This window comes from Streptosporangiales bacterium (genome assembly GCA_009379825.1).
Taxonomy (GTDB): domain Bacteria; phylum Actinomycetota; class Actinomycetes; order Streptosporangiales; family WHST01; genus WHST01.
The window spans coordinates 1-17159 of the sequence record WHTA01000005.1 but is presented as its reverse complement, the minus strand read 5'-3'; the positions used below and the strand labels follow the sequence as shown (position 1 = coordinate 17159).

Here is a 17159-nt window from a genome sequence, read left to right as displayed (position 1 = left end):
ACCCGTTGGACCCGGGTGGAGTCGCGGCCGGCGGCCACGCCGGGCGAGCAGTCCCCGTAGCGGTGTCGCAGCGGGCTGACAGGATGCTCGCATGCGCTACTCGGTTAACATCCCGAACTTCGGGGACTTCCAGGACCCGCGTGCCGTCGCCGACCTCGCCCGGCGGGCTGAGGAGGCCGGCTGGGACGGCCTGTGGGTGTGGGACCACGTGCTGCACGAGCGCTCGCAGGCGCGCGAGCTCGCCGATCCCTGGGTGCTGCTCACCGCGGCGGCGCTGGCGACCGAACGGATCAAGCTCGGCGCCATGGTCACCCCGCTCGCCCGCAGGCGGCCGATAAAGCTGGCGCGTGAGGTGATCACCCTCGACCGGCTTACCGGCGGCCGGATGGTCTTCGGTGCCGGCCTCGGTGCGCCGATCGAGGACGAGTTCGGCCGGTTCGGTGAGCCCACCGACGCGAGAGTGCTCGCCGCACACCTCGACGAGGGGCTCGACGCACTGGCACTGCTGTGGTCAGGGGAGCCGGCCAGCTACCGAGGCAAGCACGTGACTCTCGACGACGTGCTGTGCGTGCCGACGCCCGTGCAGCGCCCGCGGGTCCCCGTCTGGGTGGCGGGCAAGTGGCCGAACAAGCCGCCGATGCGGCGGGCCGCCCGGTGGGACGGTGTGATCCCGCTGCTCACCGACACCGAGGAGGGCGTCGTGCCACCGGTGGCCGAGGTGCGCGACCTGGTCGGCTACGTCGACGACCAGCGTGCGGCGTCCGGGCGTACGGACCTACCGTTCGACGTCGTGGTCGGCGGCACCACGCCGACCGACCCGAGCGGCGGTGAGCAGGTCGCGGCGCTCGCCGAGGCGGGCGCCACCTGGTGGGACGAGCGCATCCCGTTCGGCGACGACCTCGACCGGCTGGCGCCGATGCTGCGCAGGGTCGAGCACGGGCCACCTACTCCGGTGTGACGTACGCGCTGGAGATGCCGCCGTCGACGAGGAACGTGGACGCAGTGACGAACGAAGCGTCGTCACTGGCCAGGAACGCGACCGCGGCCGCGATCTCGTCCGCTTCGGCGAACCTGCCCATCGGCACGTGCACGAGCCGGCGCTGTGCCCGTTCCGGGTCCTTGGCGAACAGCTCCTGCAGCAGCGGGGTGTTCACCGGGCCGGGGCACAGCGCGTTCACCCTGATCCCCTCCCGGGCGAACTGCACGCCGAGCTCCCGTGACATCGCCAGCACCCCGCCCTTGGACGCGGTGTAGGCGATCTGCGAGGTGGCCGCGCCGAGCACGGCGACGAACGAGGCGGTGTTGATGATCGAGCCCTTGCCCTGCTCCCGCATGTAAGGGAGCACCGCCTGGCAGCAGAGGTACACCGAAGTGAGGTTCACCTGCTGCACCTTCGCCCAGACGTCCGGGCCAGTGGTCAGGATGGAGTCGTCGTCCGGCGGTGAGATGCCCGCGTTGTTGAACGCGACGTCGACCGAGCCGTAGGTCTCGTGCGCGGTGCGGAACAACCGCTCGACGTCGGTCGCGTCCGTCACGTCCGCGTGGACGTACGTCCCCTTGACCTCGTCCGCGGCCGCCTGGCCGGCGGCGTCGTCGACGTCACCGACCACCACGCGCGCGCCCTCGGCGGCCAGCCGCTTGACCGTCGCCAGGCCGATGCCGCTGCCGCCACCGGTGACGACGGCGACCTGATTCTCCAACCGATTCATCGATCCTCCGTACTCAGGGACACTTCTGCACCTCGGCGGCTGCGGTCACCAACGCGGTGAACAACCTGACGTCGTCGCGGTCCTCTTCCGGGTGCCACTGCACACCGAGCGCGAACCTGCGGGTCGGCAGCTCGACGGCCTCGACGGTGCCGTCAGGCGCCCAGCCCACCGGCGTCAGGTCGGCCGCGAGCCGGTCGATCGCCTGGTGGTGGTGACACCGCACGGCAAGCTCGCCGCCGAGCAGCTCGGCGAGCCCAGTGCCAGGTGCCAGCCGTACCCGCACACCACCGAAGACCCCTACCTGCGGGCGGTGGTGGTCGTTGCCGACGGCGTCGGGCAGGTGCTGCGTCAACGTGCCACCGAGGGCGACGTTCATCACCTGCAGCCCGCGGCAGACACCGAGCACCGGCAGGTCGCGTGCGAGGGCCTCGGTGCAGAGGTCGAGCTCCCAGCTGTCGCGGTCCGGCCGCAAGCCGGCGGTCTCTGCGTGCTGCTCCTCGCCGTACCTGGCAGGGTCGACGTCGGCGCCGCCGGTGAGCACCAGCCCGGCGAGCGCGTCGAGCGCCTCGGTGGCGCCGTGCTCGACCGGTGGCAGGAGCACCGGCACGCCGCCCGCGGCCGCCACCGCGTCGACGTACGTGCGCTGCAGCATGGCGAACTCGGTCTCCCAGGCCAGCATCCTGGCGCGTTCGCCGTACGTGGGGAGTCCGATCAGCGGCCGCCGTGCCGCGCGGGGTTCAGAGCCGTTCGAAGCCACGGAACCTTTCCCAGTCGGTCACCGCGGCGTCGAACGCCGCGAGCTCCACGCGGGCCGCGTTGAGGTAGTGGTCGACGACCTCGTCGCCGAACGCCGCGCGCGCCACCTTGCTGTCGTCGAGCAGTCCGGCCGCCTCCCTTAGCGTGCTCGGCACGTGCGGCTTGTCCGACTCGTACGCGTTGGCGGTCAGCGCGGGTTCGAGCGGCAGCTCGTTCTCGATGCCGTGCAGGCCGGCCGCCACGATGGCCGCTACGGCCAGGTACGGGTTGACGTCGCCGCCAGGCACCCGGTTCTCCACCCGCAGCGAGTGTCCGTGGCCGATGACCCGCAACGCGCAGGTGCGGTTGTCCAGCCCCCAGGCGATCGCTGTCGGCGCGAAGCTGCCAGGCACGAACCGCTTGTACGAGTTGATGTTCGGCGCGAGGAAGTACGTGAACTCGGCGAGGCAGGCCAGCTGGCCGGCGATGAAGTGCTGCATCAGCTTCGCGTGGCCGTGCTCGCCGTCGCCAGCGAGCACCGGCTCGCCCGCGGTGGAGCGGAGGCTGACGTGGATGTGGCAGGAGTTGCCCTCCCGCTCGTCGTACTTCGCCATGAACGTGAGGCTCGTGCCGGCGGCGTCCGCGATCTCCTTGGCGCCGGTCTTGTAGACGCTGTGGTTGTCGCAGGTGCGCATGGCCTCGTCGTACCTGAAGGCGATCTCGTGCTGGCCGAGGTTGCACTCACCCTTCGCCGACTCGACGTACATGCCGGCGCCTTCCATGCCCAGCCTGATGTCGCGCAGCAGCGGCTCGATCCTGCCGGTGCCGAGGATCGAGTAGTCGACGTTGTAGAGGTTCGCCGGCTCCAGCTCGCGGTAGCCGTTGCGCCATGCCTCCTCGTACGTGTCGCGGAAGACCATGAACTCCAGCTCCGTGCCCGCGTACGCGACCAGGTCGCGTTCGGCCAGCCGCGCCAGCTGTCGCTGCAGGACCTGGCGGGGCGAAGCCACCACCGGGCTGCCGTCCTCCCACGTGAGGTCGCACTGCACCATCGCGGTGGCTTCGTGCCACGGCACGATCCGCAGCGTCGACAGGTCCGGCTTGAGCGCGAAGTCGCCGTAGCCGCGTTCCCAGGACGACATCGCGTACCCGGCCACCGTGTTCATGTCGACGTCGACGGCGAGTAGGTAGTTGCACGCCTCCGCGCTCTCGGCGAGCACCACGTCGAGGAAGTAGCGCGCCGAGCAGCGCTTACCCTGCAGCCGTCCCTGCATGTCCGTGATGGTCGCAAGTACGGTGTCGACCTTGCCGGCGTCCACGAGCTCGCGTAGCTCGTCGACCGTGATCGGCGCGTCAGTCCGCTTCATCGACACCTCCGTGGCTGAGTGTGCAGCGCTCAGCGTATGCGGAGGTGCGGCGGCGCGAAAACGACGAGTGACGTACGGCTCAGCCGAAGTTGGTAGCCAGCAGATAGATCGTGATCATCAGCAGGAACGCGCCGACGATCACGACGACCGTCGCCACGATCGGTTTGACGCTGGGCTCGACGTGCGGGTGTTGGGTGCGGTGTTCGCGGTCGAAATCCGAGCTGCTCATCATGACCCCCTCCTTCAACCTCTACCCCGAATGCCCGGGTTGGTCGAGTCGGAGGCGACCCAGGTGTCTCACATGGCGAGATATGGTTGGGTCATCGTCGCCGCCGCTCGGCCGCGCTGATGCCGCGGCGGCAGGCACGTTCCAGCGCACGCTGCCGCCTGAGCCGCTCACCAAGGCGCAGCGGCTGCAGATCGCCGTCGGGGGTTCCGTCCCTGTCGGTGACGACGAGCTCGTCGCCGCGCAGGGTGCCCCGCACCGACCAGGTCTCCCATCGCTCCAGGTCGACGGTGTACGCGTGTCCGAAGGCCAGCACGTGGGCGCCGTCGCCGCGCAGCGCGCCGGTCCGTGAGGACAGCGGCAACCGCGGGCGCGACCAGTCCGCCGAGCTCGCCGGAGCGACGACGTCCAGCCGTAGCCCGCTGCCGTCGTCGCGGACCAGCAGGGCATCCCTGGCGGGGTCGTCGCGGCCGGCGAGCTCGACCACCCGCTCGATGCTGCGCAGCCGCACCACGATCCGCGGCAACCACCACCAGTTCTCCCGGCGCAGCAGTGGGCTGTCGCCGTAGGTGCGCGACGGCGGGTGCTTCACCAGTTCCTGTGGCAGGAGGACCTCGGTGAACCAGTCGCCGTCCAAGTCGTCGACCACCTCGACCGGGCCGACTGCGGCGGCTGCGGGCTGTGTCGAGGTGGTGGCATCGGTGATGACGAAGGCGGCCGAGGTCGCGGCGCGTAGCCGATCGACGCGCTCCGCGAGCGCGTACGGGAGCGCGACGCAGGGCAGCCCCTCGTGCAGCAACGGCACCGCGGCGAGCACCCCGGGACGCTCCCGCTCCGTGGTCCAGCAGATCTCGCCGACCAGGCTGCGGCGCCAGGCGGTGATCACATCGGCCAAAATCCTTCTCCGGGAGTGCGGTTCTGAGTTAATCTGCGCGAAACAAAAGACCTCGTCCAGGCGGCAGGTTCCCCGCTCCTTGCCTGTGGAGAGAGTGTGTCATGCCCGCATTCGTAGTGGCGCTGATCGTCGCAGTTGTCTACTTCCTGGGGTATCGGTTCTATTCGGCTTACTTGGCCAAGCGGGTCTACGGTCTCGACCCGGCGTTCGTCACCCCCGCGCACGCCATGCGCGACGGCGTCGACTTCCTGCCGACGAACAGGCACGTGCTCTTCGGCCACCACTTCACGTCGGTCGCCGGGGCCGCGCCCATCGTCGGTCCCGCTGCCGCGGTCTTCTGGGGGTGGCTGCCGGCGTTGATCTGGGTCGTCCTCGGCACGATCTTCGCGGCCGGCGTCCACGACTTCGGTTCGATCGCCGTGTCGGTCAGGCACCGGGCGAAGAGCATCGGCACGCTCGCGAAGGACGTCATCAACGCCAGGGCGCGCACCCTCTTCCTGCTGATCATCTTCTTCCTGCTGACTCTGGTGAACGCGGTCTTCGCCGTCGTGATCGGCAACCTGTTCGTCGCGTTCCCCGGTGCCGTGCTGCCGATCCTGCTGGAGATCCCGCTGGCGATCGGGATCGGCCAGTACATCTACCGCAGGCGCACTGCCGCCCTGGTGCCGTCCATCGTCGGCGTGGTGGTGCTCTACCTGACCATCCCGCTCGGCCAGATGCTCCCGATCTCGGTCGAGCCGCTGGCCGAGGCGATGGGCATCGAACAGGCCCGCAACATCTGGGTGGTACTGCTCTTCATCTACACGTTCATCGCGTCCAGGCTGCCGGTGTGGGTGCTGCTCCAGCCGCGCGACTACATCAACTCGCACCAGTTGTTCATCGCGCTGGGCATCATCCTGCTCGGCATCATCGTCGGCATGAACCGGATCGTGGCACCGGCCGTGAACGACGTCCCCGAGGGGTCGCCGAGCTGGTTCCCGTTCTTGTTCATCACGATCGCTTGCGGGGCGATCTCCGGGTTCCACAGCCTGGTGTCGTCGGGCACGACGTCCAAGCAGCTGGACAAGGAGACCGACGCGCGGTTCGTCGGCTACTTCGGTGCCGTCGGCGAAGGCTCGCTCGCGCTCGGCTCGATCCTGGCCTGCACCGCCGGTGTCGCCGCCGTGACGGCGGACTGGGAGAAGCTGTACGCGGACTTCACCACGGCGTCCGGAGGCGCGGTGGGGAACTTCGTGAACGGGGTGGGCTCCTTCGCCGGCAACCTCGGTGTGCCAGAGACGATGGGCGTGATCTTCGCCGCGGTGGTGGTCGTCAGCTTCGCCGCCACCACCATGGACACCGGTGTGCGGTTGCAGCGGTACGTCATCCAGGAGATCGCGGACATCATCGGCCTCCGGCCGCTCGCGCGCAACCTCACCCTCGCCACGGTGATCGCCGTGGTGCTCCCGTTGGTGATGGCGCTGCTGCCAGGTGGTGGCGACGCCGGCTACACGTTCGGCGTGCTGTGGCAGCTGTTCGGCACCACGAACCAGCTGACCGCCGGGTTGGCGCTCTCGGTGATCGCAGTGTGGGTGACGAGGCGGCGGCGCAACCCGATCGCCGTGCTCGTGCCGCTGGTGTTCCTGCTCGTCATGACGACGTGGGCGCTGGTCCTCAACCTGCGCAACTTCATCGCGGAGCAGCAGTGGGTGCTCGCGCCGCTGGACGCGATCATCTTCGTGCTGGCCGTGTGGCTGATCATCGAGGCGGCGATCGCGCTCGTCGCGGCGGCGAAGTCTCGCGGTGCCGAGGAGGAGGCCGAGGACGTGGTCGAGGACACCGGCGCGAGCAGCGAGTAGCCGATGGACGTACGGTCCGCGTGGCGTCGGCTGGAGGCGTGGCACGATGCGGTGTTCGTCGCCAGGTGGCGGCAGGGCGTACGCAGGGAGGCGCGCCGGCAGCACGACACGTTCCGCGCGCTCGTGCTGCTCGACTCGCTCGGCGTGGAGAACCCGGTCGCGTACGAGACGCTCGACCTGGTGCCGTACCTCGTCGCTGATCTGCACGCGTGGCACCAGCGGATGGGGCAGGAGAGTTTCGGTGATCCCGGGGTCTGCTGTTGAGCCGACCCGCGGTGCGGTTCATCGGCGGCAAGGGCGGCGTCGGTAAGACGACGCTGTCGGCTGCCCTTGGCCTGCGCTGGGCGCAGCAGGGACACCGCACCCTCGTCGTCTCCACCGACCCGGCGCACTCCCTAGGCGACGCGCTGCAGGTGGCGCTCGGCGACGCGCCGCAGGAGGTGGCGGCCGGCCTGTGGGCGGCGGAGATCAGCGGTGAGGCGAAGGCGGGGGAGCGCATCGAGCAGATCGTCGCCGACGCCGAGCAGGCGCTGCCGCGCGAGATCATGCCGGCCGTACGCCGCCATCTGGAGCGCGCGGCGGCCAGCCCTGGCACCGTCGAAGCGGCTCTCCTCGACCGGGTGAACGACCTGGCCGAGCAGGTGCCGTCGCGCTGGGACAGGCTCGTTGTGGACAGTGCGCCCACCGGACACATGCTGCGGTTGCTCAGCCTGCCGGCGTTGCTCACCCCGTGGATCGAAGGACTTGCCTCGCAACGCAAACGAGCGCGTTCGGCGGACCAGATGGTCGCCGGTATGGAGGGCGAGACGCAGCAGGCAACCGACCCGCTGTTGGAACGCCTGCAGGAACGCCGTGGGCGGATGGCCCGGCTGGCGAAGCGGTTGACCGACGACTCCTTGGTACATCTGGTGACGGCCTTGGAACGGCTGCCGATCATGGAGACCGAGCGGACGGCACAGGCGCTCGCCGACGCGGGTATCCCGCTCGGTGCGGTGCTCGTCAACCGGGTGCTGCCGGCCGGCGAACACGGGTTGCTCGCGGCCAGGCGTGGCCACGAGGACGAGATGCGCAGCCGCATCAGCGCCAGCTTCCATGAGCTGGGGACCGTCGAGATCCCGTTGCTCCCCGGCGCCCTGACCGACCGGAGTGAGCTGGCCGAACTCGGTGAGCTGTTGGACCTCTGACGTCGGCCGGTCGCGGTACTGTGAGCACACGAGAGGGGCTGTGCACCATGAACGTGGCTCAGATGCACGCCGATCTGTTGGCGTGGGAGAAGGAACGCGAGGAGGCGGGCCACGGCCCCGGCAGCCGCTACTGGATCGAGGGTGAGCACTGGGGCCCGCGTCCCGACGCCGACGGCACGCTGTTCCTGCGGTGGGATCTGGAGTCCGGCAACTACGTCATGGGCGAGGTGAAGGGCGGTCGAGAGGACGTCAAGCACCGCACGGCGAGCCAGGACGCCGCGTCCCAGGCCTTCTACCGGATGGTGACCGAGGAACCGGCCGTCGCCGCACGCGACGATGCGGCGACCCGGCGCGGCAGCGACAGGCATCCCGATCGTGCCCAGGCGCAGCTGCGTGACCGCGACCGCGGCGACGGCTCCAGGGCCGGCGGCCACGCGCCCGGGCTGACCTGACCACGGCGGCCACCCAGGGGCATCGAGAGGGGAGGCGGCGGCCATCGGTACCGAGGAGACGCGGGACGGCGTATCCCTGACCAACCTCGACCAACCGCTGTTCAAGGACGCGGGCGCGACCAAGCGCGACCTGGTCGACTACCTGGATGCCGTCGCCGACCGCATCCTCGGCGAGCTGCGCGACCGGCCGTTGTCCGTTGTGCGGGTGCTGCGTCGTGACCTGTCGGCTGTCACGTCCGCACGTGTGCTCATCGCGCACCGAGTGGGCGACCCCCTGATCATCGACCAGGCCGGGACGATCGAGGATTTCACCGACGGGACCACGCCCACGCGCCGGATCGTCGCGTTCACACTCGCCACCAGCGACTACAGCGCCGGAAAGTTCGTGGCCGGTGAGACGTACCTCGGGGAGGTCGAGACCCAGCCGGGCCCCCTCACCCATCCCGAGGACGGCAACTTCACGATCACGGTCGTCGCCGACCTCGGATAGTACGCTGACTCCGTGGTTATCTCACCAGCTCATCCCCGGATCGTGGTAACCGCCGGTCTGTAAGCGGCGCCCAGGTATCCCCCGGGAGTCGGGAACCGAAGGCGCTCCGCGGAAGCGCTGCCGCGCGGACCGAACCAGCTTGAATCGCCCCCGTCACCTTCACCGGTGGCGGGGGCGCTTTCGCCGTGCCAGGGTCCGCGCTGTCCTGGAGGCCGGGTACTCTTGCTGGGTCACGGGTCGAACAGTCGTTCGACAGACGAGATGACCCCCGCGACGTACCAGCGTCCGGGGGCCTGGCCAAGACCTTGCGGAGAAAGGCTTGACGTGAGTAACACTATCGATCTTACCGGGGGCGACGAAACCCCAGGCTCTCAGTTCGACGCCATCCACCACGAGGACGAGCAGGGTGAGTGGTGGTCTGCCCGCGAGATGCAGCCCCTGATGGGCTACACGAAGTGGGAGAATTTTGAGGTTGCGATTGGCCGGGCCATCCGCGCCTCGGAGAACAGTGGAACCTACTCTGACCAACCTTCTTCCTGGTTCCAGGAAGAAGGTACCGGCGGCGCGTCGCGCCGTGACTGTCGCCTGAGTCGCTACGGAGCCTACCTGGTTGCGCTCAACGGCGACCCGAACAAGCCACCGGTTGCGGCGGCCCAGACCTACTTCGCGATCAAGACGCGTGAAGCCGAAGTTGCCACCGTGAAGCCCATCGATGAGCTCGAGATGGCTCGGCGCTACGTCGCAGCGCTCGAGCGGGAGCGCGCCGTCACGGCTGAGCTCGAAGTCGCCAAGCCGAAGGCAACCAAGTGGGACGCCTACTGCAATGCCGACGGGCTGATCGGAATGACCGAACTCGCAGACATCCTCGACAGCAACGTGCAGACACTCACCAACTGGCTCGTGGAGATCAACCTCTTCCGCAAGCAGGTCTCTAGTTCCGGCGGCCGCCGGAACATGCCGCGGACACCCCCACCAGAACTCGGGCCACTTCGAGGTGAAGACCGAGCAGCGGAACGGCCGGGCGTTTCCTGTCGCGTACGCCACGCCGAAGGGCGTCGACCTCGTGGTTGAACTGTGGCAGCAGCGTCGGAAGGGACTGACCGCCACGGCCTGACGCACGTGGGCAACGTCTGTGGATAACCGGCGACGCGGACCGCGAAAGGCCACGTACACTCGCCCCTGCCCCGTCGCCGTACGTGCCGCATACGTCGGCGGCGGGCACCACCGGTCAGGCCAACTGTCCGGACCGCATCGGCCACGGCTCCAGCCGGGTGGCGGGAACCGGTTCGGTGTACAACATCCCCTGGCGCTCCCAATGGAGATAGCCGTACCAGCCGTGCCGGTCGCTGCGCAGCCACCGCAGCAGCTGCCCCTCGACTCGCCCCTCGGGCAAGCTCACGTACACAGCACTGCGGGACGGTCGCCTGGACTCCTGATAGGTCTGCGGAACCGGCCATGATCGAGGAGGGTGGTCAGCCAACTTCACAATTCGAACATAAATTCGAAACTCGACTCCGGTCAAGCTCCCCGGCTGCGACCTTCTTCGGCCCAGTTGGCCGTCGCGGTCGGGACGTCGAACACGATCTTGCGGATCTCGGCGATCGCCTGATCGAGTTCGGCCACCGCTGTCGCGAACATGGCACGGACCTCCGGATCCTCGACGCGCTGAGAGGCTCGCTGCAGCGTCAGGCCCACCGCATACATTCGGTGCACCAACCGAGCAGTCAGCTCCGACGCGATCCGGTCGCGCTCCAGCATCACCGCCGGCTCCACGGCGTCATCTTCTGGAAGTCTAGCGGGGGAAGTCGTGACAAGGTCCATGCCGCAATCCCTGCTTACATCTGAGGCCGACGACAGGGGTCCAGATCGCCTTGAATGTTCGCTTTCAACTAATAGCCCGAATCTGATCGGGCTGCGCTCGTAACCTGTCAAGCACGGACCGTGCGCGCCCGAGGCACTCCGCTGCGCACATAGCGGCTGAACCGCGATCACAGGCCGCCGCTACGTCTACGCATAGTCAGTGCTGCGAAACGCCGCCGGCGGCGGCCTCGGCAGGGGCTCCGAGGGGTCCCGATCACCCCTGCCGAGGGTCTGTGTCAGCTGAACTCGCCGGCTTGGGCGCCCCTGACGAAGGCGTCCCACTCGCCGGTGGTGAATCGCAGCGGGTCGCGGCCGGGGTTCTTCGAGTCCCGCAGCGCCACGGCGCCGCCGGCCAGGTGCGCGACCTCGACGCAGTTGTCCGGGTTGCTGAAGCTCGACTTCCGCCACTCCAGGTCGTCGACCGGCAGGGCGTAGAGCTGATCCTTCATGGTGGGTCCCTTTCTCGGTTGGGGGCGATAGGGCGGGACCGGGGCCGGCTCGGGGTTCCGGCACGCCCGGCCCCGCCCGTCACGACGACGCGTGGCGTCGCCGAGCCTTGGTGAGCCGCTTCCTGGCGCCGTGTACGTGGCCGCGACGGATCACGGCCTCGATCTCGGCCGCGTCCTCGGGGTGACGTCCCCGACGCGCACCGCGTCGTCGAGCGTCTGCATGACCGCGGTCTGCGCGGGTGTCAGCTCCGCCCGCCACGCCTGCGCCTGCTCGACCGCCGCGATCCGGCGCGCGGGCTCTATCCCGTCGTGACCCCTCATGGCCCAGGACGCTATGGCCGCTGAGCAGCGCGGATCCATGAGTGTGCCAAAGTGTGCCAGCCGAATTGCTGGCGACAGGTCACCCCACGTAGGCGTGAGGTCAGGGTGACCACGGACACCTTTACGTAATCTTGGTGTCATGACACCATGGCATCTGAGAGGAGTGGTAGCTATGGCACTGCAGACCAGCGAACGACAAGCGCTGACCCTGCGCCTTCCCCCGGAGCTGCACGAGCAACTCCGGCTGTACGCCTTCCTCACCAGCCAGTCGATCAACGAGACGGTGACCGGTGTGGTCGCTGAATGGCTGAAGGAGCAGGGCAGGACGGCCATGCTCGACGCCGCCGCCGAGCATGGACAGCAGACTCACCGGATCGCGCTCGACAAGCTGCGTGACCTGTGACCGTCTACCTGACCCCGGATGAGGTCCGGCGCCTTCACGACCGAGAGGTCACGGCGTCGGACCTTGCGGGTGTCAGGGAAGATTTGCTTGAGGCAGCGGTGATGCGCTGCCAGACCTCGGCGGGTGGGCAGGATGCGTTCCCGAACATCCACAGCAAAGCCGCTGCGCTCTTCACCGCCTTGATCAGGTACCACGCGTTCGCTGACGGGAACAAGCGCACTGCCGTCCTTGCGACGCACACCTTTTACCTGTTCAACGGCTACTTCCTGGCAGTTGAACCTGAGGACATCATCGCCCTAGCTCTCGCCGTAGCGCAGGGGTACACAGACGAGGAAGACGGGGAGGTCACCGCTCGCCTGGAAGGATGGGCGCAACCGATCAAATACCCCGACGACCCTGCGCTAGGCATCTGACTGGTCAAGCTCAACGATCGCCGCCGTGATCAGCTCACGAGCGGCCGCACCGTAGGCAGCCGTTGCCGCGAGGTCTTCGAACGCGTCGGCGTAGAGCCTGATCTCGCTCGGCGTGGTAATCGTCACCCGCGCGGACAGCAGCTCGACCTCGACCTGCTCGTGGTCGTAGAGCGTGAACTGCTCGAGCTGCCACTGTGGCCTGTCCGCTCTGGCCGGGATGATGCCCAGCGACACCGACGGCAGCGCCATCGCCTCGAGCAGGTTCTGCAGTTGGCCGGCCATCACGTCGCGGCCGCCGAGCCCGGAACGCAGCACGGACTCCTCAAGCACGAACCCGAACCGGTGGTCACCCTCGTACAGGACTCGGCGGCGCGCCATCCGCGCCTCGACCGCTTGGTCGACGTCGTTACGGGTGCCGCGGCGCCGGCCGACCACATCGAACACGGCGGCGATGTACTCCGGGGTCTGCACAAGGCCGGGCACCACCATGGAGCTGTACACCCGCAGGAGGCGGGTGCGCTCGTACAGCGGCACGTAGGAGTCCTGCAGCCGCCGGAGCCCGGTGCGCTGTAGCCGCCGCCACTCGACGTAGGCGTCCCCGTAGCTGCGCAGTGCCTCGACCAGATCGTCGGCGCGGTCCTCGGCATCACACGCCCGGCACCAGGCGCGCACATCCTGCGCCGATGGCGGCCGGGCCGCGTGCTCGATCCGGCTGATCTTGGTGCGGTGCCAGCCCAGCTGGGTCGCCAGTCCCTGCCCGGTCAGGCCGGCGTCGCTTCGCATCTCGCGTAGCTGGGTGGCGAGCGCCCGCAGCGCGGCCTGCGCTGACGAGGACGGCGAGGACATCGCCCCAGTGTGCCGCGCCGGCGCGCGGTTAGGCGGGGCGGTAGTCCTCATGCGGGATCGCCCGATCCCATACCGCCTCGAACGCGGCGGCGCAGTGCTTGATCACCTGCGGGTCGGTGACGAGCTCGTCCTCGACGAGCTCCCCCTCCCCAGAGAAGTGGTGCGCACGCATCGTGTGGTCGTCGAACAGCCAGAAGTCCAGCCCCGGCAGACACAGGTCGAGCGTGCGGCTGCGGGGCAGCCAGCGGACCTGCTCGCCGGCGGCGATGTTCATGCTGTCGGTGACTGAGTGCTCGAACCGGATGTACGGTGCCAGCGGCTCGGAGACGACCCGGGCCCGCCGCACCTCGACGCCGCGGGCCACGGCACCGCCGATCAGCGCATGCCACTCCCGCTCACGCTCGGTCCGGTCGTACGGCGGGCCGCCCTGCCAGGCGATGAACGACGGATCCGACGGGACGTACGCGTCGCGCATCTCCAGGTGGATCGCCGAGCGGGTCGCGCTGGCGAGCAGCTCACTGAACGGGGGTACCGCCACGCATTGCCTCCGCGATGATGTGTGCCATCCGTGCCGGCATCCGCACGGCCGCCTCGTGATCAGCGATCGGGCTGTGCGCGATAATCTCCCGCAGCTTCGCCTCGTCGGTCACGCGCGGCGCGACGAACAGGAAGTCGCCGTTGTCGTCGACCGACACGGACGCACAGTGGCCGCCATCAGTGTCCGGGTCCTGGCCGTAGAAGCGGATCGCCATGGTCATCTCCTCACCCGAGTACGCGCCGGTGGGTTGTGCGCGTCCCGTGATAGTCCGACGACGGACCGCGCCGCGTCAAGCGAAGGACCATGGAGTAGTTGAGAGCCCCCCACCGGGCCGGGTTGGCAAGGGGCTCTCAGTGCCCTGGCTAACGACCAGCCGTGCGCCAGGACACGTCCATCACTCCGCCGTGTCGCACGCCGCGGCGAGGTCGACACCGGACTCGATGTACTCGACGGTGCCGCGGTTCAGCTCGAGCCGCCAGGCGTCGCGCTGGTAGCGCATCAGCATGTCGGTGTACCCGTCCGGCTTGACCCACCGAACGACGGCGAGGTCGTTGCCGGTCTGGACGCGGCCGACACTGATGCCGCTGTAGTCGAAGTCGCACGCGGACATCCATGCCACCCAGGCGTCGCGGGAGATCACCTGCCGCGACTGCCAGGTCAGCCCGTCCCACGCCTTGCCCCATCGATCGGCCTGGAAGTGGCCCAGCTCGACCTCCGCGTCGGCGCGGATCTCGGACTTCGGGTGGTTGACGTCGCGGGTCTCCGTCGGATCCAGCGGCGGCCGCTGCGTGTGGGTAGGTTCCGCGGTCTCCGTGACGGTGGTCGCTGGCCGGGACGTGGCCGGCGGTGTGGTCGGCTCGTCGGCCGGTGCCTGCCCGGCACACCCGGTCAGGATCGCAGCGAGCGCTGCTGCCGCGAGGAGGAGGGGCGCGCGCATGTCAGAAGCTCCACACCGCGACTGGCTTGCCCTCGAAGTTCGGGTCGTACACGAGCTCGCCGTGCTCGACCGGCAGGTCAAACGCGAGCGGGCCCTTCTTCCGCTCCCCGGCGTTGACCTCCTCGTACGAGATCTGCTCCTTGGACGTGGCCTCCCACGCGTTGCCGTCCTCGCTGTCGTACCGGTCGCCGGCCTTGGTGCGGACGTAGAAGTCGTCGGAGGCGAGATCGAACCGGCCCGTCTCGCACTTGACCTTGACCGTGAAGATCACGAACTGGCCGTTCGCTGGCGCGCTGGACCACGAGTCGATCGGGGTGGTGCGGACCCGGGGCCCGCCGACCTTGATCGATGCCTCGGTGTCGTCGAGATCGTCGGCCGAGATGAACACGGTGTCGCCCATCTCGTAGGCCTCCGGCTCGTCGGTCGGCGGGCCGGACGGCTCGTCCTCGCTGGGCTTGTCGCTCGGCTTGTCCTTCGCCGGCGCGGCGGTCGCCTGCTTGCCTTTCCCGATGTTGTCGAGGTCTTCGCCGAGCTGGCCGAACGCGTCGATGAACACGTACATGCCGTAGAGGCTCAGCGCCATCGCGACGGCGGTGACGCCGGACGCGATGCTGGTGACGACCTTGTTGGTGGCGCGGCGGCGGCCGATCCGCAGCCACGCGAAGATGACGAGGATGCCGGCGGCGACCGCGAGCGCGAGTGCCGGCATCCAGGCCAGCGGAATGAGGCCGAAGACGATGCCGGTGCTGCCGAGGACGAGCGCGACGACGCCGAGCCCGTTCTTCGGTTCGGGTGCCGGCCGGGCGACCTGGTGGTGCATCGGCGGTTCGGGCGGCATGTGGTGCGGGTACTGATGAGACATGGGTGTTCTCCGATCAGGGGTCCTCGGGTCCTCTTGGACCGGCCCCGGGGAGAGGACCCTCCGCCCCGGGACCGGCGTCTGGTGCTGTGGCTCACCACGCGGCCTACTGGCTCACCAACGGGCTCACCACCGCCACCTGCGATGCGGTGTCAATGCAGGTCAAATCCCTGTCAGAGGAGAGTTACCCGTTCATGCAGAAGAACGTCCCGAAGTACACCCCGTCTTGGGTGCGGACGATGTCGCTGTGGGCGGAGAGCTCGAAGCGCGACGTGCACTACGCCCTCTGCGACGACAGGCGCACCCTGTTGTGGTTCGCGAACCAGCGCGCCGTCGAGTATCATCCGACGTTGGTTCGCGCCGCTGCGTGGCAGCATCCGACGCACCTCGTCCTCGACATCGATCCGCCTGCCGGTGACTCTTTCCACCTCGCCGTGCGCGCCGCCTCGCTGGTGCGGCAGGCGTTGCGCGACGCCGGCCTGGCGGGCGTGGTGAAGACCAGCGGGGCGAAGGGTTTGCACATCTTCGTGCCGGTGGACACGGACGCGCCGGTCGAGGACATCGCCGCGGTGACCCGGGCGTTGGCCGCGCGTGCGGAACGGCTCGACCCGGACCTTGCGACGACCGCGTTCATCCGGGAGGACCGCGGCGACAAGGTGTTCCTCGACTCCACGCGGGCCGGAGGCGCGACCGTCGTCGCGGCCTACAGCCCGCGGGTGCGACCAGGTGCGCCGGTGTCGTTCCCGGTGGCGTGGGACGACCTCGACGCCGTCGCACCCGGCGACTTCACCGTGCACACGGCGGCCGAGCTGGTAGCCGCGGCCGACCCGTGGCTGGACTTGATGCCAGCCCCGCAGCGGTTGGGCAGCGACCTGACCGAGGAGGGCCACGCCATCCCCGTGGCGCGGGTGCAGGCCATGCACGAAGGCAAGCGACGCGCCCGCGAACGCCGCCGGGACGCCTGACCCACGTGCTTCACTTGCGCGGGAGGCGACGGACGAGATCGTCGTACTCAGGTGGGATCTCGATGCGGGTGTGCGAGTGCTCCGAGGCGGGGCAGACGGGGACGTCGAGCAGTTGGTCGTCGGCCCACCAGTAGGTGCGGTGCGAGCACGCGTCGGTGGCAGTGTCGTGCATCTCGACGACGATGTCGGCGAACTCGGGGAGAAAGTGCAGCACGCGGTTCGACATCACCGGATGCACGATCAGCATGCTCGCCCGCGGCACCGCGACGAGCGCGCCGTACGGGCACGACTTAGGCACAATACCGTTCAGTTAGTGTCGAAGGATGGAAGGTTTCGGCGGATGCCGGGGTTGGGGCCAGGTGGCGTGCACGGCGCGTTTGACGTGCCACTTGGGCATCTTGCGTTTGATGACCCTTGGTGCCGAGCGAGGGCGTCGTACGGGGTTGAGCCGGCCGATCAGACGCTGGATAAAGGCGAGCCAGCCGGGACCGTCGCGGCGCGCGTGGCCGTGCTGGTCAGGGGGGAAAGGCACCCGGGTGGGCGAGGGATTGGCGAGTGATCCGCAGCGCGGCGACGAAGCTGACCCGGTCGGGGTCGTGACCGGAATGAGCTGCCGCTTGGGTCATCAGGGAGCGGATTGCGTAGTGGCAGCACAGGTGTCCCCAGATCTCT

23 protein-coding genes and 2 pseudogenes are annotated in these 17159 nt (G+C 68.9%); 11 read left to right on the top strand and 14 right to left on the bottom strand.

Translation table 11 applies throughout. The annotated features are described in order from the left end of the window. Positions 1 to 91: 91 nt before the first annotated feature. On the top strand, positions 92 to 958 hold the full coding sequence (locus GEV07_03850; GenBank protein MQA01884.1) for an LLM class flavin-dependent oxidoreductase: 867 nt from the start codon (positions 92 to 94) through the stop codon (positions 956 to 958). Here GEV07_03850 and GEV07_03845 read toward each other — a convergent pair. The 4 genes from GEV07_03845 to GEV07_03830 form a co-directional block, all read right to left on the bottom strand. Continuing rightward, on the bottom strand, positions 945 to 1709 hold the full coding sequence (locus tag GEV07_03845; protein MQA01883.1) for a 3-oxoacyl-ACP reductase: 765 nt from the start codon (positions 1707 to 1709) through the stop codon (positions 945 to 947). The genes GEV07_03850 and GEV07_03845 overlap by 14 nt on opposite strands. A gap of 13 nt (positions 1710 to 1722) precedes the next feature. Next, positions 1723 to 2466 carry a gamma-glutamyl-gamma-aminobutyrate hydrolase family protein gene (locus GEV07_03840; protein ID MQA01882.1) on the bottom strand — a complete coding sequence of 248 codons (744 nt, stop codon included), beginning with the start codon at positions 2464 to 2466 and terminating at the stop codon, positions 1723 to 1725. Next, positions 2447 to 3811: a glutamine synthetase gene (locus tag GEV07_03835; protein ID MQA01881.1), complete on the bottom strand. Its 1365-nt coding sequence runs from the start codon at positions 3809 to 3811 to the stop codon at positions 2447 to 2449. The genes GEV07_03840 and GEV07_03835 overlap by 20 nt, the downstream gene beginning before the upstream one ends. A 320-nt stretch (positions 3812 to 4131) precedes the next feature. Next, on the bottom strand, positions 4132 to 4932 hold the full coding sequence (locus GEV07_03830; protein ID MQA01880.1) for a hypothetical protein: 801 nt from the start codon (positions 4930 to 4932) through the stop codon (positions 4132 to 4134). A 101-nt stretch (positions 4933 to 5033) separates the two neighbouring features. On the opposite strand from GEV07_03830, the gene GEV07_03825 reads away from it, so the two are divergent. From GEV07_03825 to GEV07_03795, 7 genes and pseudogenes are all read left to right on the top strand, one after another. Continuing rightward, positions 5034 to 6770, top strand: a complete 1737-nt coding sequence (locus tag GEV07_03825) for a carbon starvation protein A (GenBank protein MQA01879.1) — start codon at positions 5034 to 5036, stop codon at positions 6768 to 6770. Between the two features lie 3 nt (positions 6771 to 6773). Beyond that, on the top strand, positions 6774 to 7034 hold the full coding sequence (locus GEV07_03820; protein MQA01878.1) for a hypothetical protein: 261 nt from the start codon (positions 6774 to 6776) through the stop codon (positions 7032 to 7034). 11 nt (positions 7035 to 7045) lie between these two features. Continuing rightward, positions 7046 to 7954, top strand: coding sequence for an AAA family ATPase (locus GEV07_03815; GenBank protein ID MQA01877.1), 909 nt, complete (start codon positions 7046 to 7048; stop codon positions 7952 to 7954). Between the two features lie 62 nt (positions 7955 to 8016). Continuing rightward, on the top strand, positions 8017 to 8406 hold the full coding sequence (locus GEV07_03810) for a hypothetical protein (protein MQA01876.1): 390 nt from the start codon (positions 8017 to 8019) through the stop codon (positions 8404 to 8406). A gap of 43 nt (positions 8407 to 8449) precedes the next feature. Next, positions 8450 to 8614: pseudogene (locus GEV07_03805) on the top strand (ATP-dependent DNA ligase). Between the two features lie 54 nt (positions 8615 to 8668). Then, positions 8669 to 8896 carry a hypothetical protein gene (locus GEV07_03800; GenBank protein ID MQA01875.1) on the top strand — a complete coding sequence of 76 codons (228 nt, stop codon included), beginning with the start codon at positions 8669 to 8671 and terminating at the stop codon, positions 8894 to 8896. A gap of 324 nt (positions 8897 to 9220) precedes the next feature. After that, positions 9221 to 9967, top strand: coding sequence for a phage antirepressor Ant (locus GEV07_03795; protein ID MQA01874.1), 747 nt, complete (start codon positions 9221 to 9223; stop codon positions 9965 to 9967). Positions 9968 to 10414: 447 nt separating this feature from the next. On the opposite strand, the gene GEV07_03790 is transcribed toward GEV07_03795, so the two are convergent. Beyond that, the gene (locus GEV07_03790) at positions 10415 to 10717 is read right to left on the bottom strand and encodes a hypothetical protein (protein ID MQA01873.1); all 303 of its coding nucleotides are present in this window, start codon (positions 10715 to 10717) and stop codon (positions 10415 to 10417) included. A 275-nt stretch (positions 10718 to 10992) separates the two neighbouring features. Next, on the bottom strand, positions 10993 to 11205 hold the full coding sequence (locus tag GEV07_03785; protein ID MQA01872.1) for a DUF397 domain-containing protein: 213 nt from the start codon (positions 11203 to 11205) through the stop codon (positions 10993 to 10995). A gap of 493 nt (positions 11206 to 11698) precedes the next feature. On the opposite strand from GEV07_03785, the gene GEV07_03780 reads away from it, so the two are divergent. Both GEV07_03780 and GEV07_03775 read left to right on the top strand, forming a co-directional pair. Further along, positions 11699 to 11929 (top strand): toxin-antitoxin system HicB family antitoxin, encoded by a 231-nt coding sequence (locus GEV07_03780; protein ID MQA01871.1) that lies wholly within the window; start codon positions 11699 to 11701, stop codon positions 11927 to 11929. Further along, the gene (locus tag GEV07_03775) at positions 11926 to 12342 is read left to right on the top strand and encodes a type II toxin-antitoxin system death-on-curing family toxin (GenBank protein ID MQA01870.1); all 417 of its coding nucleotides are present in this window, start codon (positions 11926 to 11928) and stop codon (positions 12340 to 12342) included. The genes GEV07_03780 and GEV07_03775 overlap by 4 nt, the downstream gene beginning before the upstream one ends. On the opposite strand, the gene GEV07_03770 is transcribed toward GEV07_03775, so the two are convergent. The 5 genes from GEV07_03770 to GEV07_03750 form a co-directional block, all read right to left on the bottom strand. After that, a complete protein-coding gene (locus GEV07_03770; GenBank protein MQA01869.1) occupies positions 12331 to 13188 on the bottom strand; it encodes a helix-turn-helix domain-containing protein in 858 nt (285 codons plus the stop codon). The two genes, GEV07_03775 and GEV07_03770, sit on opposite strands and share 12 nt — an antisense overlap. Positions 13189 to 13216: 28 nt before the next feature. Then, entirely contained in the window at positions 13217 to 13726 is a 510-nt protein-coding gene (locus GEV07_03765) for a hypothetical protein (GenBank protein ID MQA01868.1), read from the bottom strand. After that, on the bottom strand, positions 13704 to 13940 hold the full coding sequence (locus GEV07_03760) for a hypothetical protein (GenBank protein MQA01867.1): 237 nt from the start codon (positions 13938 to 13940) through the stop codon (positions 13704 to 13706). The genes GEV07_03765 and GEV07_03760 overlap by 23 nt, the downstream gene beginning before the upstream one ends. Before the next feature lie 180 nt (positions 13941 to 14120). Further along, complete coding sequence (locus tag GEV07_03755; protein ID MQA01866.1) at positions 14121 to 14663, bottom strand: hypothetical protein; 543 nt, start codon at positions 14661 to 14663, stop codon at positions 14121 to 14123. Between the two features lies 1 nt (position 14664). Continuing rightward, complete coding sequence (locus GEV07_03750) at positions 14665 to 15525, bottom strand: DUF4352 domain-containing protein (protein ID MQA01865.1); 861 nt, start codon at positions 15523 to 15525, stop codon at positions 14665 to 14667. Between the two features lie 185 nt (positions 15526 to 15710). Here GEV07_03750 and GEV07_03745 point away from each other — a divergent pair. Continuing rightward, positions 15711 to 16487: pseudogene (locus GEV07_03745) on the top strand (ATP-dependent DNA ligase). Positions 16488 to 16497: 10 nt separating this feature from the next. Here the strand turns inward: GEV07_03745 and GEV07_03740 are convergent. From GEV07_03740 to GEV07_03730, 3 genes are all read right to left on the bottom strand, one after another. Next, on the bottom strand, positions 16498 to 16785 hold the full coding sequence (locus GEV07_03740) for a hypothetical protein (protein ID MQA01864.1): 288 nt from the start codon (positions 16783 to 16785) through the stop codon (positions 16498 to 16500). Positions 16786 to 16797: 12 nt separating this feature from the next. Next, positions 16798 to 17019, bottom strand: coding sequence for a hypothetical protein (locus tag GEV07_03735; GenBank protein MQA01863.1), 222 nt, complete (start codon positions 17017 to 17019; stop codon positions 16798 to 16800). Next, positions 17003 to 17159, bottom strand: a 157-nt coding sequence (locus GEV07_03730; protein MQA01862.1) for an IS4 family transposase, incomplete at its 5' end; no start/stop codon positions are given. The genes GEV07_03735 and GEV07_03730, both read right to left, overlap by 17 nt.

Bases quoted from the DNA above. Each gene is read 5' to 3' on its own strand.
- GEV07_03785 (MQA01872.1), bottom strand. From the start codon at position 11,205: ATGAAGGATCAGCTCTACGCCCTGCCGGTCGACGACCTGGAGTGGCGG.
- GEV07_03750 (MQA01865.1), bottom strand. From the start codon at position 15,525: ATGTCTCATCAGTACCCGCACCACATGCCGCCCGAACCGCCGATGCAC.
- GEV07_03810 (MQA01876.1), top strand. From the start codon at position 8,017: ATGCACGCCGATCTGTTGGCGTGGGAGAAGGAACGCGAGGAGGCGGGC.
- GEV07_03755 (MQA01866.1), bottom strand. From the start codon at position 14,663: ATGCGCGCGCCCCTCCTCCTCGCGGCAGCAGCGCTCGCTGCGATCCTG.
- GEV07_03825 (MQA01879.1), top strand. From the start codon at position 5,034: ATGCCCGCATTCGTAGTGGCGCTGATCGTCGCAGTTGTCTACTTCCTG.
- GEV07_03790 (MQA01873.1), bottom strand. From the start codon at position 10,717: ATGGACCTTGTCACGACTTCCCCCGCTAGACTTCCAGAAGATGACGCC.
- GEV07_03780 (MQA01871.1), top strand. From the start codon at position 11,699: ATGGCACTGCAGACCAGCGAACGACAAGCGCTGACCCTGCGCCTTCCC.
- GEV07_03760 (MQA01867.1), bottom strand. From the start codon at position 13,940: ATGGCGATCCGCTTCTACGGCCAGGACCCGGACACTGATGGCGGCCAC.
- GEV07_03770 (MQA01869.1), bottom strand. From the start codon at position 13,188: ATGTCCTCGCCGTCCTCGTCAGCGCAGGCCGCGCTGCGGGCGCTCGCC.
- GEV07_03820 (MQA01878.1), top strand. From the start codon at position 6,774: ATGGACGTACGGTCCGCGTGGCGTCGGCTGGAGGCGTGGCACGATGCG.
- GEV07_03835 (MQA01881.1), bottom strand. From the start codon at position 3,811: ATGAAGCGGACTGACGCGCCGATCACGGTCGACGAGCTACGCGAGCTC.
- GEV07_03845 (MQA01883.1), bottom strand. From the start codon at position 1,709: ATGAATCGGTTGGAGAATCAGGTCGCCGTCGTCACCGGTGGCGGCAGC.
- GEV07_03850 (MQA01884.1), top strand. From the start codon at position 92: ATGCGCTACTCGGTTAACATCCCGAACTTCGGGGACTTCCAGGACCCG.